Annotated in this window: 14 protein-coding genes and 1 pseudogene; 11 read left to right on the top strand and 4 right to left on the bottom strand. The window is 66.4% G+C overall.

Going from position 1 to position 14,348, the window contains the following annotated elements; translation table 11 throughout:
* Positions 1–9 precede the first annotated feature (9 nt).
* The 3 genes from hfq (at position 10) to GV832_RS00695 (ending at position 3,110) form a co-directional block, all read left to right on the top strand.
* Positions 10–243, top strand: coding sequence for an RNA chaperone Hfq (gene hfq / locus GV832_RS00705; RefSeq protein ID WP_168772890.1), 234 nt, complete (start codon positions 10–12; stop codon positions 241–243).
* Positions 240–1,565, top strand: coding sequence for a GTPase HflX (gene hflX / locus GV832_RS00700; protein WP_168772889.1), 1,326 nt, complete (start codon positions 240–242; stop codon positions 1,563–1,565). Before hfq ends, hflX begins: the two co-directional genes overlap by 4 nt.
* 129 nt (positions 1,566–1,694) lie before the next feature.
* On the top strand, positions 1,695–3,110 hold the full coding sequence (locus tag GV832_RS00695; protein WP_168772888.1) for an aminotransferase: 1,416 nt from the start codon (positions 1,695–1,697) through the stop codon (positions 3,108–3,110).
* A gap of 363 nt (positions 3,111–3,473) precedes the next feature.
* On the opposite strand, the gene uraH is transcribed toward GV832_RS00695, so the two are convergent.
* The gene (gene uraH, locus GV832_RS00690; protein WP_168772887.1) at positions 3,474–3,833 is read right to left on the bottom strand and encodes a hydroxyisourate hydrolase; all 360 of its coding nucleotides are present in this window, start codon (positions 3,831–3,833) and stop codon (positions 3,474–3,476) included.
* Between the two features lie 136 nt (positions 3,834–3,969).
* Here uraH and puuE point away from each other — a divergent pair, with 136 nt between their 5' ends.
* From puuE to GV832_RS22675, 7 genes and pseudogenes are all read left to right on the top strand, one after another.
* Complete coding sequence (puuE, locus tag GV832_RS00685) at positions 3,970–5,373, top strand: allantoinase PuuE (protein WP_168772886.1); 1,404 nt, start codon at positions 3,970–3,972, stop codon at positions 5,371–5,373.
* Positions 5,370–6,194 carry a bifunctional allantoicase/(S)-ureidoglycine aminohydrolase gene (locus GV832_RS00680; protein WP_168772885.1) on the top strand — a complete coding sequence of 275 codons (825 nt, stop codon included), beginning with the start codon at positions 5,370–5,372 and terminating at the stop codon, positions 6,192–6,194. Before puuE ends, GV832_RS00680 begins: the two co-directional genes overlap by 4 nt.
* A 235-nt stretch (positions 6,195–6,429) precedes the next feature.
* Entirely contained in the window at positions 6,430–7,395 is a 966-nt protein-coding gene (gene speB / locus GV832_RS00675; protein WP_168772884.1) for an agmatinase, read from the top strand.
* A gap of 16 nt (positions 7,396–7,411) precedes the next feature.
* Positions 7,412–7,849 carry a DUF1499 domain-containing protein gene (locus tag GV832_RS00670; protein WP_168772883.1) on the top strand — a complete coding sequence of 146 codons (438 nt, stop codon included), beginning with the start codon at positions 7,412–7,414 and terminating at the stop codon, positions 7,847–7,849.
* Positions 7,850–8,023: 174 nt separating this feature from the next.
* Positions 8,024–9,076, top strand: coding sequence for a peptide chain release factor 1 (prfA, locus tag GV832_RS00665; protein WP_168772882.1), 1,053 nt, complete (start codon positions 8,024–8,026; stop codon positions 9,074–9,076).
* On the top strand, positions 9,073–9,921 hold the full coding sequence (gene prmC / locus GV832_RS00660; RefSeq protein ID WP_168772881.1) for a peptide chain release factor N(5)-glutamine methyltransferase: 849 nt from the start codon (positions 9,073–9,075) through the stop codon (positions 9,919–9,921). The genes prfA and prmC overlap by 4 nt, the downstream gene beginning before the upstream one ends.
* 173 nt (positions 9,922–10,094) lie before the next feature.
* Positions 10,095–10,344, top strand: a pseudogene (locus tag GV832_RS22675) (DUF4167 domain-containing protein); the annotation flags it as partial.
* Between the two features lie 1,274 nt (positions 10,345–11,618).
* Here the strand turns inward: GV832_RS22675 and rsmA are convergent.
* Positions 11,619–12,464 (bottom strand): 16S rRNA (adenine(1518)-N(6)/adenine(1519)-N(6))-dimethyltransferase RsmA, encoded by an 846-nt coding sequence (gene rsmA / locus GV832_RS00650; protein ID WP_168772879.1) that lies wholly within the window; start codon positions 12,462–12,464, stop codon positions 11,619–11,621.
* 1 nt (position 12,465) lies between these two features.
* Positions 12,466–12,924, bottom strand: coding sequence for a YbaK/EbsC family protein (locus tag GV832_RS00645; RefSeq protein ID WP_168772878.1), 459 nt, complete (start codon positions 12,922–12,924; stop codon positions 12,466–12,468).
* A 171-nt stretch (positions 12,925–13,095) separates the two neighbouring features.
* Here GV832_RS00645 and ndk point away from each other — a divergent pair, with 171 nt between their 5' ends.
* On the top strand, positions 13,096–13,518 hold the full coding sequence (ndk, locus tag GV832_RS00640) for a nucleoside-diphosphate kinase (protein ID WP_168772877.1): 423 nt from the start codon (positions 13,096–13,098) through the stop codon (positions 13,516–13,518).
* Positions 13,519–13,951: 433 nt separating this feature from the next.
* On the opposite strand, the gene GV832_RS00635 is transcribed toward ndk, so the two are convergent.
* Positions 13,952–14,305: a TfoX/Sxy family protein gene (locus tag GV832_RS00635; protein WP_168772876.1), complete on the bottom strand. Its 354-nt coding sequence runs from the start codon at positions 14,303–14,305 to the stop codon at positions 13,952–13,954.
* Positions 14,306–14,348 lie beyond the last annotated feature (43 nt).

Below are 14,348 nucleotides of genomic sequence, written 5' to 3'. Positions count from 1 at the left end.
GGCTATAACATGGCTGGCGACAAACAGAATTTGCAGGATGCCTTTCTGAACCATGTCCGCAAGGCAAAGGTTCCGGTGACGATTTTCCTCATCAACGGGGTCAAGTTGCAGGGTGTCATCACCTGGTTCGACAATTTCTGCGTGCTTTTGCGCCGCGATGGGCAAAGCCAGCTCGTCTATAAACACGCGATCTCGACCATCATGCCGGGCGGGCCGATCACGCTGTATGAAGGCGAAGAGTGACCGAGGACCTGGACGAAGACTTCTTCGCAGAGCGCCAGAAGCGGAGCGGTCATGAGACGGCCGAAAAGCTGACGCGTGCCTGGGTCCTGCATCCCGATGTGAAAACGACGAAAAAGCGCCGCCTGGCCGAGCATGGCCTGGCCGAGGCGGTGTCGCTGGCCCGTGCGCTGCCGGGGCTGGAGGTCGTGGGCTCGGAGGTCGTGCGCCTGCCCAAGGTGCATCCGGGGATGCTTTTTGGGACCGGCAAGATCGAAGAGATCAAGGGGCGGATCAAGGAGCATGAGGTCGACCTCGTGCTGGTCGATGGCATGGTGGGCCCCGTGCAGCAGCGGAACCTCGAGAAGGAATGGGGCATCAAGCTTCTGGACCGGACCGGGCTGATCCTGGAGATTTTCGCCGACCGCGCGCGGACGCGGGAAGGCGTCTTGCAGGTCGAACTGGCGGCGTTGACCTATCAGCGCTCGCGCCTGGTGCGGGCCTGGACCCACCTCGAACGCCAGCGCGGCGGGTTTGGTTTCGTGGGCGGCCCGGGTGAGACTCAGATCGAAAGCGACCGGCGGGCGATTGATGAGCAGGTCGTGAAGCTGAAGCGGCAGTTGGAAACCGTGAGCCGCCGCCGCGAGTTGCAGCGCGCCGGACGGCGTAAGGTTCCCTTTCCGATCGTGGCGCTTGCGGGCTATACCAACGCCGGAAAATCCACGCTTTTCAACAAGATGACCGGGGCGGAAGTCCTGGCCAAGGATATGCTTTTTGCCACCCTCGATCCCACGATGCGGGGGCTGGAGCTGCCTTCGGGGCAAAAGGTGATCCTGTCGGACACCGTAGGCTTCATCTCGGACCTGCCGACGCAATTGGTCGCGGCCTTCCGCGCCACCCTGGAAGAGGTGCTCGAGGCCGACCTGATCCTGCATGTCCGGGATATCTCGCATCCCGAGACGGCGGAGCAGGCGGCGGATGTGGCCGATATCCTGACCTCGCTTGGCGTGACTTCGGCCACGCCGCAGTTCGAGATCTGGAACAAGCTCGACCTTGTCACCCCCGATGCGCGGGCGGCCCTGGAGCTGGCGCAAGAGGGCCGGGCAGGGGTCTTTGCGCTGTCGGCCTTGACCGGCGAGGGGATCGGGGCGCTTTTGGAGGCGATCTCGGGCGTTCTCTCCGAGGCGCGGGTCCAGGCGGACCTGGAGCTGCCCTTTGCCGAGGGGCGCAAGCATGCCTGGCTGCATGAGCAGGGTGTGGTGCGGCAAGAGACCGAGGGCGAAGCGGGCTGGAGCCTGGCGGTCGAATGGACCGACCGACAGGCCGCGCTGTATCGTCGCCTGTAACCCACGGATTTCCCATCATATTCCAGGCCCGCAGTTCTGTCGAACCTGCGGGCTTTCCGTCATTTGATCAAAACGCTGGCGCGCGGGGCGGGGCTCTGCTATCCTTCACGTATTGAATGGAGATTCAAAATGACCCCGACTGCCGCACCCAAACCCCGTCCCGAGCGTCGCAACGAGGATTTCGCAGCCCTGGACCAGGCCCATGCGCTGCATCCCTGGCAGCATTTCCAGGGCATGGCGCGCGAGGTGCCCTTGGTCATCACCGAGGGGCAAGGCTGCATGGTGACCGATACGACGGGGCGCTCTTACCTCGATGCGGTGGGGGGGGTCTGGTGCACCAACATCGGGTTGGGACGGCGCGAGATGGCCGAGGCGATTGGCGCGCAGGCCCTGAAGCTCGCCTATGCCAATCCTTTCGTCGATGTGACCAATGATCCGGCGGCGCTTCTGGCGGCCAGGTTGGCGGAGCTCGCGCCCGGCGACCTCAACCGCGTGCATTTCACCACCGGGGGCTCGACGGCGGTGGATACGGCGGTGCGGATGGTCAGCTATTACCACCACGCGCGGGGCAATCCCGGCAAGACCGATATCGTCAGCCGCGAGAACAGCTACCACGGCTCGACTTATCTCTCGCAATCGGTGGGCAAGCGGAATGGCGACCGGATCGAGGAGTTCCGCTACAAGACGGAAGGCATCCATCACCTGAGCTGCCCCAACCCCTATCGCCGCCCGGCGCATCTGACCGAGGCGCAGTTCTGTGACGAGCTGGTGGCAGAGTTCGAAGCCTTGATCGCGCGGGTGGGGGCCGACCGCATCGGTGGCTTCATCGCCGAACCGATCCAGGCTTCGGGCGGCATCATCATTCCGCCGGAAGGCTATCTGAAGCGCATGTGGCAGCTCTGCCAGCGCCACGACATCCTCTTCATCGCCGACGAGGTCGTCACGGGCTTTGGCCGCATCGGCCACTGGTTCGCGAGCCTCGCGGAATTTGGCGTCCAGCCCGACATGATCACCTGCGCCAAGGGCTTGACCTCGGGCTATATCCCTTTGGGCGCCTTGATCTTTTCGGACCGGATCTACCAGGCGATGTCCCAGGGCCCCTCGGGCTGGTTCACCTCTGGCTATACCTATTCCGGCCATCCCGTGGCCTGTGCGGCGGGCCTGAAGAACATCGAGATCATGGAGCGCGAGGGTCTCTTGCCTCATGCCGCCAAGGTGGGCAGCTATTTCGAGACCCGGCTTCAAGCCCTGTCGCATCTGCCCCTGGTGGGCGATGTGCGCGGCCGCAAGCTGATGCTCTGCGTGGAGAATGTGGCTGACAAGGCCACCAAGGCGCTCTTGCCGGACGAGGCGAATGAGAGCAAGCGCATCTCGAATGCCTGCGAGGAGATGGGTCTCCTGGTCCGCCCGATTGGCCATCTGAACGTCATGTCTCCGCCCCTGACGATCACGGAGGGACAGGTGGATTTCGTGGTCGAGACGCTGGAGAGGGCCATCGCCCGCGTCACGGATGACCTGGTGCGCGAGGGGTTCAAGCTGGGCTGACGGCGTCGAAGCGAAGCATCCCGGAGAAGGGGGGCCTCGCCTGCGGCTCGGCCCGCGCGGCGGCCCCGGCCCGGGGGCAAGCCCCCGGACCCCCATTGCGCCTGCCGATCCGGTCGCTCCGGGGGATGCCCCGGGGAGGTTTCACACCTCCCCGGACCCCTCCGTGGAATACTTGCGCCAAGCTGAAAGAGCAAACTTGCCCGCTGACGAGAGGCGGCGGGAAGGGTCAGGGTTTCGGTCCCTCGGCGTATTCGTCTTTCAATTTGGTCCAAATATTCCGGGAGAGGTCTGGAGAGGGCGGCGCCCTCTCCAGTCACCGCCGCCGCGCGGGCCGAGCCGAAGGCGAGGCCCCCCCGGCCCGGGTCAACTCCCCCGGTAGGTCGAATAGCCAAAGCCCGAGATCAGCAGCGGCACATGGTAATGCGCGGTCTCATCCGAGATGCCGAAGCGGATCGGCACCTGGTCGAGGAACAGGACCTCGCCCGAGACCTGGCCCGTCGCCCTCAGGTAATCGCCCGCGTGAAACACCAGCTCATATCCGCCCGCCCGGAACTCCTTGCCCTTCAGCAGCGGCACATCGCTGCGGCCATCCGCATTGGTCACGACCTCGGCGATCTTCTTGTGGCTGTTGCCCGTCACCCGGTAAAGCCAGATCCGCACGCCCGCCGCAGGCACCCCGCGGCCCGTATCCAGCACATGCGTCGTCAGGAACCCCTCTGCCATCCTTGCCTCCCTTTTCCGCAACTCTAGCCAGGGGCCGCCCCGCTGTCGCGCCCCTCTGTGCCAGAAAGCACCTATCGGCATTATTTGATACCCCCCGCGCCCGCCCGGGCCTAGTCTGGCGCCATTGGAGGCGAAAATGATCCGTTACCCTCGTGACTTCCGTGGCAATGGCCGCAATCCCCCGCAAGCCAACTGGCCGAATGGTGCCCGCATCGCCATCTCGCTGGTCCTGAACTACGAAGAGGGGGGCGAGAACAATCTGCTGCATGGCGACAAGCAGTCCGAGGCTTTTCTCTCCGACATCGCGGGCGCCGCACCCTGGCCGGGGATGCGGCATTGGAACATGGAATCGATCTATGACTATGGCGCGCGGGCCGGGTTCTGGCGGCTGCATCGGCTCTTTACCGGCCTTGGCCTGCCGGTGACGATCTATGGCGTGACCTCGGCCTTGGCGCGCAACCCCGAACAGGTCGAGGCGATGAAGGAGGCGGGCTGGGAGATCGCCTCCCATGGTCTGAAATGGGTCGATCACCGCGACATGGATCCAGCCGAGGAGGCCCGGCAGATCGCCGAATCCATCCGCCTGCATACCGAGGTCGTGGGCGCGCCGCCGCGCGGCTGGTATACCGGGCGCTGTTCGATGAACACGGTGCGGCTGACGGCCGAGACCGGGGCTTTCGACTGGATTTCCGACACTTACGACGACGATCTGCCCCATTGGGCCGAGATCGGCGACAGGGACCAGTTGGTCATCCCCTATACGCTCGAGGCCAATGACATGCGCTTCGCCACGGCGCCGGGCTATACCGACGGCCAGCAGTTCGAGACCTATCTGCGCGATACCTTCGACACGCTCATGGAGGAGGGCGGCCGGATGTTCTCGATCGGCCTGCACAACCGGCTGATCGGGCGGCCTGGCAAGATGGCGGGGCTGAAGCGTTTCCTCGATTACGCCATGGCCCATGACGGGGTCTGGTTCGCGACGCGGGGGCAGATCGCGGCGCATTGGGCCCAGACCCATCCCCATCGCCGGATCGAGCGGCCCAGCCAAATGGACCGCGCGCGCTTTGTAGCACTTTACGGCGGGATCTTCGAACACTCACCATGGATCGCCGAGGGCGCCTTCGACCTGGAGCTTGGGCCCGCCCATGACTGCGCCGTGGGCCTGCACAATGCGCTCGCCCGCATCTTCCGCAGCGCGCCCCCCGAGGCGCGCCTGGGGGTCCTCAAGGCCCATCCCGACCTTGCAGGCAAACTGGCGGCGGCCAAGCGCCTGACGGCAGAGAGCACGGCCGAACAGGCCTCCGCCGCGCTGGATGCCCTTACCGATGAAGAACGGGCCAAGTTCACGGAATTGAACGAGACTTACACCGCAAGGCACGGCTTTCCCTTCATCATCGCCGTGCGCGACCACTCGAAAGCTTCGATCCTCCAGGCCTTCCAGACCCGCATCGCAAATGACACCCCCACCGAGTTCCAGACCGCCTGCGCCCAGGTCGAGCGCATCGCTCTCCTCCGACTGAAAGCCCTTTTGCCATGACCTATCACCTCCCCCAGGGCGGCCTGCCGCCGCAAACCGCCTTGATGACCCAAAGGGCCGTCTTCACCGAGGCTTACGCCTTCATCCCGAAGGGCTGCTTTTCCGACATCGTGACGAGCTTCCTGCCGGGCTGGACCCAGACCCGCCTTTGGCTGATCGCGCGCCCCATGTCGGGCTTTTCCGAGACCTTCAGTCAGTATGTGATGGAAGTGGCCCCAGGCGGAGGCTCCGACGCGCCGGATGCCGATGAGGAGGCCCAGCACTGGCTTTTCTTCACCAGCGGAAAAGCCTCCCTGACCGTGGCCGAGGTCACGACCGAGGTCTCCACCGGCTCTTACGCCTATATTCCCGCAGGCATGCCCTGGCGCCTGCGGGCCGAGGGGAGCGAGCCCACCCGCTTCCACTGGATCCGCAAGCTTTACGAGCCCGCCCCCGGCGTGGCGGCCCCTGCGCCCTTCATCACCTCCGACCAGGAGACGCCCATCCGCTGGATGCCCGACACGGGCGAACGCTGGGGCACGACGCGTTTCGTCGACCCCCAGGACCTCTCCCACGACGCCCATGTCAATATCGTCACCTTCGAGCCCGGCGGCGTGATCCCCTTCGAGGAGACCCATGTCATGGAGCATGGGCTTTACGTGCTGGAGGGCAAGGCGGTCTACAAGCTGAACCGCGATTGGGTCGAGGTCGAGGCCGGGGATTTCATGTGGCTGCGCGCCTATTGCCCGCAGGCCTGCTATGCGGCAGGCCCGGGGCGGTTCCGCTATCTCCTCTACAAGGACGTGAACCGCCATGCCAAGCTGCGCGGGGTCTTGCGATAGGGTGGCGTAGGGTGCGCTTCAGCGCACCGCTCCGGAGTGGTGCGCTGAAGCGCACCCTACACCGCGAAGGGGACGGCGCGATGAATCCCGCCCTTCGCCATTCCCCCCGGTCGGGCGGGGATGGGCCTGGCCCTTGCCCGAATCCCTGGACCAAGCTATCCCACCCCCACCGGATAGGCTGCGTCTCCGGGGCATGAGGCCAAAACGACGGGGCTCCCAACTTATGGAGTTGACGATGGCCCTCGAAGACGCCAAATCTGAAGTCGATACCGCTTTCACCCGCACCCAGCACAGGGGCTATGCCTTTGAAAATGCCTTTGGGGGCGCGACCTCTTTCCTGCGCCGCACCTATACCAAGGACCTGACCGGCGTTGACCTCGCCGTGACCGGCGTCCCCTTCGACCAGGCGGTGACCCACCGCACCGGCACCCGCTTTGGCCCCCGCGCGATCCGCGAGGCGTCGAGCCTCATGCCCTATGACCCCCCGGCGGGCTGGCCCACCAACCCCTTGGAAGAGCTCGATATCATCGACTACGGCGACCTGGCCTTCGATTATGCCAAGGTCAGCGATTTCCCCGACACGCTCACCGCCCATATCCGCAAGATCCTCTCCGCAGGGGCGGGCTCGATCACCTTGGGCGGAGATCACTACATCACCTTCCCGATCCTGCGCGCCTATGCCGAGAAGTTCGGGCCCCTCTCCCTCATCCATTTCGACGCCCATTCCGACCTCTGGCCGGACGACGACCTGACCCGCATCGACCACGGGACCATGTTCTACAAGGCGGTGAAGACCGGCCTCGTCGACCCCAAGCGCTCGGTCCAGATCGGCATCCGCACCACGACCGAGGATTACCTGGGCGTCAACGTGATCACCGCCCGCGAGCTGCATGAAAAGGGCACCGACTGGGCCGTGGCGCGGGCGAAGGAGATCGTGGGCGACCACCAGACCTATGTGACCTTCGACATCGACGCGCTGGACCCCGCCTTCGCGCCCGGCACCGGGACCCCGGTCTGGGGCGGGCTGGCTAGCTGGCAAGCCGCCGCCATGCTCCGCGACCTCGCGGGCATCAACATGGTGGGCGGCGACGTGGTCGAGGTCTCGCCCCCCTATGACACGACCGGCGCCACCGCCATCGCGGGGGCCCATGTTGCTTATGAGCTGATCTGCCTCTACCACTGGGCCAGAACACAACGATAAACCCTTGGGGTAAGCCATGAAATCTGCAGCCCTGCTCATCCTGACCATCCTGGCAGGGCTGCAGATCTATATCCGCCTCGCCGTGGCCGACCCGGCCGAATGGCACATCGACCTCGCCACAGCCCGGCCCGAAAGCCTGATTCCCAACCCCTCGCCAGAGATCACGGTCCAGGTGGATGGCGCCTTCGTCGACCTCACCCCTGCCGACCCCCAAGCCACCCTGGCCCGGCTCGCCGAGATCGCAGCCGCGACCCCCCGCACCACGGTCTTCGCAGGCTCCGTGGCCGAGGGCCATGTCACCTGGGTCACCCGCTCGCTCCTCTGGGGCTTCCCCGACTACACGACGGCGCAAATCACCCCCCAGGGCCTGACGATCTATGCAAGGTTGCGCTTCGGGCGCGGGGATTTGGGGGTGAATGGGGCGCGGCTCAAGGGCTGGCTGGGGCAGTTGTAAACAGACTGGAGGGAGCCGCGGGCCCCCTCCAGACCTCCCCCGGGATATTTGAGCCAAGTTGAAAGGGGCTGGGCGCGCTTTCGCTTTCACCTTGGCACAAATATCCCGGGGTCCGGGGCAGCGCCCCGGGGGTGTCTCCTTGACCCAAGCCCGAAATCCGGCCAAACCCGCCCCATGCTGCCAACCGACAAACTCGCCCAGATCGAATCCCGCTTCGAATATGTCGAGGCGAAGCTGAACGCCGGGGGCGCGCCTTCGGAGATCGCGGAGCTTTCCCGCGAATACACCAACCTGCGTCCCGTCGTCTCCCAGATCGCCGAGTGGCGGCAATCGCTCGCCGACCTCGCCGAGGCCGAGGCGATGCTGGCTGACCCCGAAATGCGCGCCCTGGCCGAAGAGGAACTGCCAGGCCTGAAGGCACGCATCCCCGAGATGGAGCAGGCCCTGCGCCTCGCGCTCCTGCCCAAGGATGCCGACGATGCCAAGCCCGCCATCCTGGAAATCCGCCCCGGCACCGGGGGCGACGAGGCCAGCCTCTTCGCCGCCGACCTCGCGCGGATGTATCAGCGCCATGCCGAGCGCATGGGCTGGTCCTGGGAGGTGCTGGAGGAACAACATTCCGACCTCGGCGGCATCAAGGAGCTGACCGTGCGCATCGCGGGCGAGGGGGTCTTTGCCCGCCTGAAATACGAGAGCGGCGTGCACCGCGTCCAGCGCGTGCCCACGACCGAGGCCCAGGGCCGCATCCACACCTCCGCCGCCACCGTGGCCGTCCTGCCCGAGGCCGAGGAGGTCGAGATCGACATCCCCGCCAGCGACATCCGCATCGACACGATGCGCTCCTCTGGCGCCGGCGGCCAGCACGTCAACACCACGGATTCTGCCGTCCGGATCACCCACTTGCCCACCGGCATCATCATCACCTCGTCCATGAAGTCCCAGCACCAGAACCGCGCCACCGCCATGGCCGTGTTGCGGGCCCGCCTGCATGACATGGAGCGTGAGCGGATCGACTCTGCCCGCAGCGCCGACCGCAAGTCCCAGATCGGGTCAGGCGACCGGTCGGAGCGCATCCGCACCTATAACTTCCCCCAAGGCCGGATGACCGACCACCGCATCAACCTGACGCTCTATTCGCTCGCCCAGATTATGGAGGGCGGCTTGACCGAAACCATCGACGCGCTCACCGCCCATGACCAGGCGGCGAAACTGGCCGAAGCCGAATGACGGCCCAACAGGCGCTGATCGCCGCCGTGGCGACCTTGCGCGGGGCAGGGGTCGAAGACCCGGCCCGCGACGCCCGCCTCCTCCTCGCCCAGGCGCTGGAGATCGCCTATGACCGGCTGAACATGCACCTGCATGACGCCATTCCTGAACCCGCCCAAGAGCGCCTGGCTGCCCTCGTGAAAACGAGGGCCTCCCGCGTGCCCATGGCGCAGATCCTGGGGCATAGGCTCTTCTGGGGCCGGTCTTTCAAGGTGACGAAAGACACGCTCGACCCGCGCCCCGAGACGGAAGTTCTGGTCCAGGAGGCCATCTCGCGCCCCTTCTTCAACGCGCTCGACCTTGGCACCGGGACGGGCTGCATCCTGATCTCTTGCCTTATGTCGATGCCCATGGCGCGGGGCCTGGGCGTCGATCTCGCGCCCGAGGCATTGAAGGTCGCCGAAGAAAACGCGCGGACCCATGGCGCCAAGGCACGCTTCATGGTCTCGGACTGGTTCGGCGCGGTCCAGGGCCGTTTCGACCTCATCGTCTCGAACCCGCCCTATATCGCCGAGGCCGAGATGGCCGCGCTTTCGCCGGAAGTCCTGCATGAGCCGCTTATGGCCCTGACCCCCGGCGGCGATGGGTTGGAGCCCTACCGCATCATCGCCCGAGGCGCCCCCGCACGCCTGCTGCCCGGCGGCCGACTGATCGTCGAGATCGGCCCGACCCAGGGCGCGCAAGTGGCCGGGTTTTTCGCCGCCCAGGGCCTGGGCGATATCCGCATCCTCAAGGACCTCGACGGCCGCGACCGCGTGGTCTCAGCCGAAAAACCGGCGGAAAACCGTGACTGCGCCGCCACCTGAGGCGTATTGTCCGGCATCCAAGGAAAAATCTCCTTGCCGTGGCCCGCGTCCTGTGATTATCAAGCCCCACGCAGGCAGGTGCAAGACGCCGCCCGCGCCTGCCCCTCCATCCGCAGTTTCCTTGGTCGCTTTGACCTGTGGGCGCGGGATGGATCATCGGATCAAAGGACCCCATGCGCTCTTCCAAGTCCCGCTCGCGTTCGAAGCAGAACCGCCCGCGCACACTCGGCAATATCATCAACCGGGTGTTCGACAGCTCGGGCCCCGAGGGCAAGGTGCGTGGCACGCCGGCCCAGCTGATCGAGAAATACCAGTTCCTCGCCCGCGACGCCCAGCTGTCGAATGACCGGGTGGCGGCCGAGAACTTCCTGCAACATGCAGAGCATTACACGCGCCTCCTCGCCGAGGCGCAGCGCGAGATGTCGGCCGAGCAAGAGGCGCGGAACCAGACCCATCAGCAGAACGGTGGCAATGGCAATGGCAATGGCGGCCAACGCCGCGAGGACTATCGGCCCGAGTTCCGCCAGGACTACCGGGATGGTGACGAGCAGCCCGATATCTCGGGTCATGACGTGATCGACGTGATGGGCGATGAGGATGTGGGCCTGGTCGCCACGCCCGAAGCCCGCCCCGAGCCGCGCGGTGACTATCGCGAGCGCCAGGATCGGGACCGCCAGGATCGGGGTCAGGACCGGGGAGACCGCAACCAGGGCCAGAACCGGGGTGATCAGAACCGGGGAGAGCAGAACCGGGGCGATCAGAACCGGGATGGCAACCGCAACGGCAATGGCAACAACCAGCGCCGCACTTATCCGCCGCGCGTCGATCAGCGCGACCAGAACCGTGGAGAGCAGAACCGGGGCGACCAGAACCGGGGCGACCGCAACGAGCCCCGTCGTGATGAACCCCGTCGTGATGAACCCCGCCGTGATGAGCCTCGCCGTGAGGAAGCCCGCCGCGAGGATCGGCCGCGCGCCGAGGTCCGCCCGGAGGCGCCCCGTTCCGAAATCGCTCCCCTCGAAGAGCGCCAGGCTGAAAAGCCGGTGACCCAGGCCGCGCCCCTCCAGCCTGCTCCCGTCCAACCCGCGCCCGTCCAGGCCGAGGCCCCCGCTGCTCCCGAGCCGCGCAAGGCCACGGCCAAGGCTGCGAAACCCGCTCCGGCGGCCGAGCAGCCCGCGCTCTTCCCCTCGGCCGAGGGCGAGACTCCGGCTCCGGCGAAGAAGCCCCGTGCCGCCTCGACCCGCAGCAAGGCTCCGAAGAAAGAGGCCGATGCCGCCCCCAAATCCGAGGGCAGTGCCGACTGAACCCAGCGGAGCGCGCCAAGGCGCGCAAGCCTTTGCCTCAGCTTCCGCGCCAGGGCGCGGAAACTTCAGGCTGGTTCGCAGCGGATATGTTGAAACAGACGAAGAGGGTCGCGCCGCAGGGTCAGCGCCCCTTTTCATTCACTCAGGCCCAAGCCGCGCAAGATCGCGGCCTGAGCCCAGGCTCCCATGCCGACGACCACATCCGATGGCCAAGACCAGGCACCTGCCGAAACCGCCTTGACCTCACCCCTCGACCTTCGGCGCCCCCCTTTCCCTTTCACACTGGCCCAAATATCCCCGCCGGAGGCATGGCGCGGCCCAGGCCGCGCCCGGAGCCGGAGGGCGCAAGCCCGCAGGCGACAGAAAAGCTTGCGGCAGAGCCGCGCCTTTGGGTCAGGTTTGACGGGCAGCGACCGCGCGGGCCAGGGCGCAAAAGGCCTCCAGCCCGATTTCCTCGGCCCGGGCGGTGGGGGGGATGCCCACCTGCTCCAGCAGGGGCTCGACATCGCCCAGGGGCTTCAAGGACGACCGCAGCATCTTGCGCCTCTGCCCGAAGGCCTGGGCCACGACCCGGCTCAGCACCTTGGCATCGGCCGGAAAGCGCGGCTGGGCCAAGGCTTTCAGATGGACCACGGCGCTGTGGACCTTGGGCGGCGGGGTAAAGGCCTCGGGCGGCAGATGCATCACGATCCTGGGGTCGCTGCGCCATTGGCAGAGGATCGCGAGGCGCCCGTAATGGTCATCGCCCACCTTGGCGGTGATGCGCAAAGCGACCTCTTTCTGGAACATCAGGGTCATCGAGGTCCAGAAGGGCGGCCAGGAGGGCGGGGTCAGCCAGCGGGTCAGAAGCTCGGTGCCCACGTTGTAAGGCAGGTTGGCGGCGATGCGGATCGGCGGGGTCAGGTGCTCCAGCGGGTCGATCTGCAAGGCATCGCCCTCGATCACCGTCAGCCGCCCGGGGTAATGGGCGGCCACTTCCTCCAGGGCCGCGATGCAGCGGCGGTCCTTCTCGACCGCCACGACGCGCCGCGCGCCCTCCATCAGAAGCCCGCGCGTCAGGCCGCCGGGGCCGGGGCCGACCTCCAGGATATCCGAGCCCGGAAGATCCCCCGCCATCCTTGCGATCTTCGAGGTCAGGTTCAGGTCCAGGAGGAAGTTCTGGCCCAGCTCCTTCTTCGCCGCCAGGTCATGGGCGCGGATCACGGCACTCAGAGGGGGCATTCCATCGGGAGAGGACATCTTACACCGTAAAGGGGGCGAGCTTGGCGCCGGTCAGGGACAAAAGCACTGCGGGCGCGATCAAGAAGATATGGTTGGGCGTGCCAGCCGCCGCCCAGACCAGGGGGAAGTCCATGAGCCTTGGGTCCATCCAGAGCGGCGATTGGGTGAGATGCCCCACCGGTGAGACCCCGCCGATGGCAAAGCCGGTCACGGCACGCACCTGGGCCGCATCGGCCCTTGTCAGCGCCTGGCCCGCCAGGACCGAGGCGCGCCCCGCATCGACCTGGTTGCCGCCCGCCGTCAGGAAGAGGCAAAGCGAGCGCTCACCCTGGAAGAGGATCGACTTGACGATCTGGTCGATCTCGCAGCCCGCCGCCGCTGCCGCCTCGGCGGCGGTGCGGGTCGAGGCGGGGGTCTGAAGGATCGTGACCTCGACCCCCTTCAGGGCCTCCGTCACGCGGGCAAGGCTTTTCGACATGGGCATCTCCTTGGCGATGCTTTTGTCACCCCGCAGGCCCTGCCGCAAGCCGCCATGCGGCTTGCTCCCTTGGGGAGGCCGACAAGCCGGGGGCCTTTTCAAGCCGCCCGCCCCATGTTAGATGCCCGGGGCAATTCGGCGCCAAACGGCGCCCAAAACCCGGAGTTTCCCATGGCGATCGAACGCACCCTCTCCATCATCAAGCCTGATGCCACCAAGCGCAACCTGACCGGCAAGATCGTTGCCAAGTTCGAGGATGCGGGCCTGCGCGTTGTCGCCTCCAAGCGCATCGCCCTGACCACCGCCACCGCGGGCGAGTTCTATGCCGAGCACAAGGAGCGCGGCTTCTATGGCGAGCTGGTGGCCTATATGGCCTCCGAGCCCGTGGTCGTTCAGGTCCTGGAAGGCGAGAATGCCATTGCCAAGAACCGTGAAGTGATGGGCGCGACCGATCCGGCCGCCGCCGCCGAGGGCACGATCCGCAAGGAATTCGCGCTGTCCAAGGGCGAGAATTCGGTCCATGGCTCGGACAGCCCGGCCTCGGCCGCGCGCGAGATCGCCTTCTTCTTCTCGGGTCTCGAACTGGTCGGCTGATCGGTTTTCGCATGACGCTTCGAGGGCCGCGCCGAGAGGTGCGGCCCTTTTGCTTTTGGCTTGGTCCTGCCGACTGCGGGGCCGGGTCTTGTCCTCCAACTTGGGCCCTGCCGACTGGGGGGGCAGCGTCCTGGCGCGATCAGGGCGAGTGTTGTGCCTCTTCGGGGGAGGGTGAAGGGGGGCGCTGCCCCCCCGTCCCGTTCCGGGACTCCCCCCGGGATATTTGGGCCAGTGTGAAAGACATGACGCTTTGCGCAGGGCTCGCCTCCGGGCGGAGAGCCTCAGGGGGAAGGGACCGCGCGGGGATGAACCTGGTTTCGGCAGGGCGACCATGGGTCTTTGCCGCGCCGCATCAGTCGGCAGGGCCTGACCCGGCAGTCGGCGGGGCGAGGTTGGGGCTCTGGCGTGGCCTGGCAGTCGGCAGGGCTGCCCCTCAGGCCGGGATCACGCCGATGGCGCGCAGGGCCTGGTCCAGGGGGCGGGGCAGGGTCTTTGCGCCGGGGGGCGCGGCATAGGCTGCGGCTTCGACCTCGGCCTTCAGCGCGTCGAATTTCGCCCGCAACGCGGCCTTCTCGGCACCTTTGCAGTCGTTCCACGGCCGGCCTTGCAGCGCCATGACCAGAACGTAATAGCCGATGAAATGCGGGGGCTGCCCTGCGGCGAGAAGCCTGCGATAGGCCTCATGGGCGCCGAGCGCATAAAGCTCTTCGGCCGTGGTCAGGCCGGCCTTGGCAAAGCTCGCCTCCGAGGCGGGGCCAAGGTTCCTGATCGTCGATATGGCAGCCATGGAAACCTCCGGTCCGGGCGGTCAGTCTAGACCCTGCCGCCCG

This window comes from Stagnihabitans tardus, assembly GCF_009925085.1.
Taxonomy (GTDB): Bacteria; Pseudomonadota; Alphaproteobacteria; order Rhodobacterales; family Rhodobacteraceae; genus Stagnihabitans; species Stagnihabitans tardus.
The sequence above is the reverse complement of the archived record's forward strand: the minus strand, read 5'-3'. Positions and strand labels throughout refer to the sequence as shown.

What these genes read in the sequence shown, in the direction of transcription:
- hfq (WP_168772890.1), top strand. Translation starts at nt 10, where the DNA reads ATGGCTGGCGACAAACAGAATTTGCAGGATGCCTTTCTGAACCATGTC.
- GV832_RS00695 (WP_168772888.1), top strand. Translation starts at nt 1,695, where the DNA reads ATGACCCCGACTGCCGCACCCAAACCCCGTCCCGAGCGTCGCAACGAG.
- uraH (WP_168772887.1), bottom strand. Translation starts at nt 3,833, where the DNA reads ATGGCAGAGGGGTTCCTGACGACGCATGTGCTGGATACGGGCCGCGGG.
- puuE (WP_168772886.1), top strand. Translation starts at nt 3,970, where the DNA reads ATGATCCGTTACCCTCGTGACTTCCGTGGCAATGGCCGCAATCCCCCG.
- GV832_RS00680 (WP_168772885.1), top strand. Translation starts at nt 5,370, where the DNA reads ATGACCTATCACCTCCCCCAGGGCGGCCTGCCGCCGCAAACCGCCTTG.
- speB (WP_168772884.1), top strand. Translation starts at nt 6,430, where the DNA reads ATGGCCCTCGAAGACGCCAAATCTGAAGTCGATACCGCTTTCACCCGC.
- GV832_RS00670 (WP_168772883.1), top strand. Translation starts at nt 7,412, where the DNA reads ATGAAATCTGCAGCCCTGCTCATCCTGACCATCCTGGCAGGGCTGCAG.
- prfA (WP_168772882.1), top strand. Translation starts at nt 8,024, where the DNA reads ATGCTGCCAACCGACAAACTCGCCCAGATCGAATCCCGCTTCGAATAT.
- prmC (WP_168772881.1), top strand. Translation starts at nt 9,073, where the DNA reads ATGACGGCCCAACAGGCGCTGATCGCCGCCGTGGCGACCTTGCGCGGG.
- rsmA (WP_168772879.1), bottom strand. Translation starts at nt 12,464, where the DNA reads ATGTCCTCTCCCGATGGAATGCCCCCTCTGAGTGCCGTGATCCGCGCC.
- GV832_RS00645 (WP_168772878.1), bottom strand. Translation starts at nt 12,924, where the DNA reads ATGTCGAAAAGCCTTGCCCGCGTGACGGAGGCCCTGAAGGGGGTCGAG.
- ndk (WP_168772877.1), top strand. Translation starts at nt 13,096, where the DNA reads ATGGCGATCGAACGCACCCTCTCCATCATCAAGCCTGATGCCACCAAG.
- GV832_RS00635 (WP_168772876.1), bottom strand. Translation starts at nt 14,305, where the DNA reads ATGGCTGCCATATCGACGATCAGGAACCTTGGCCCCGCCTCGGAGGCG.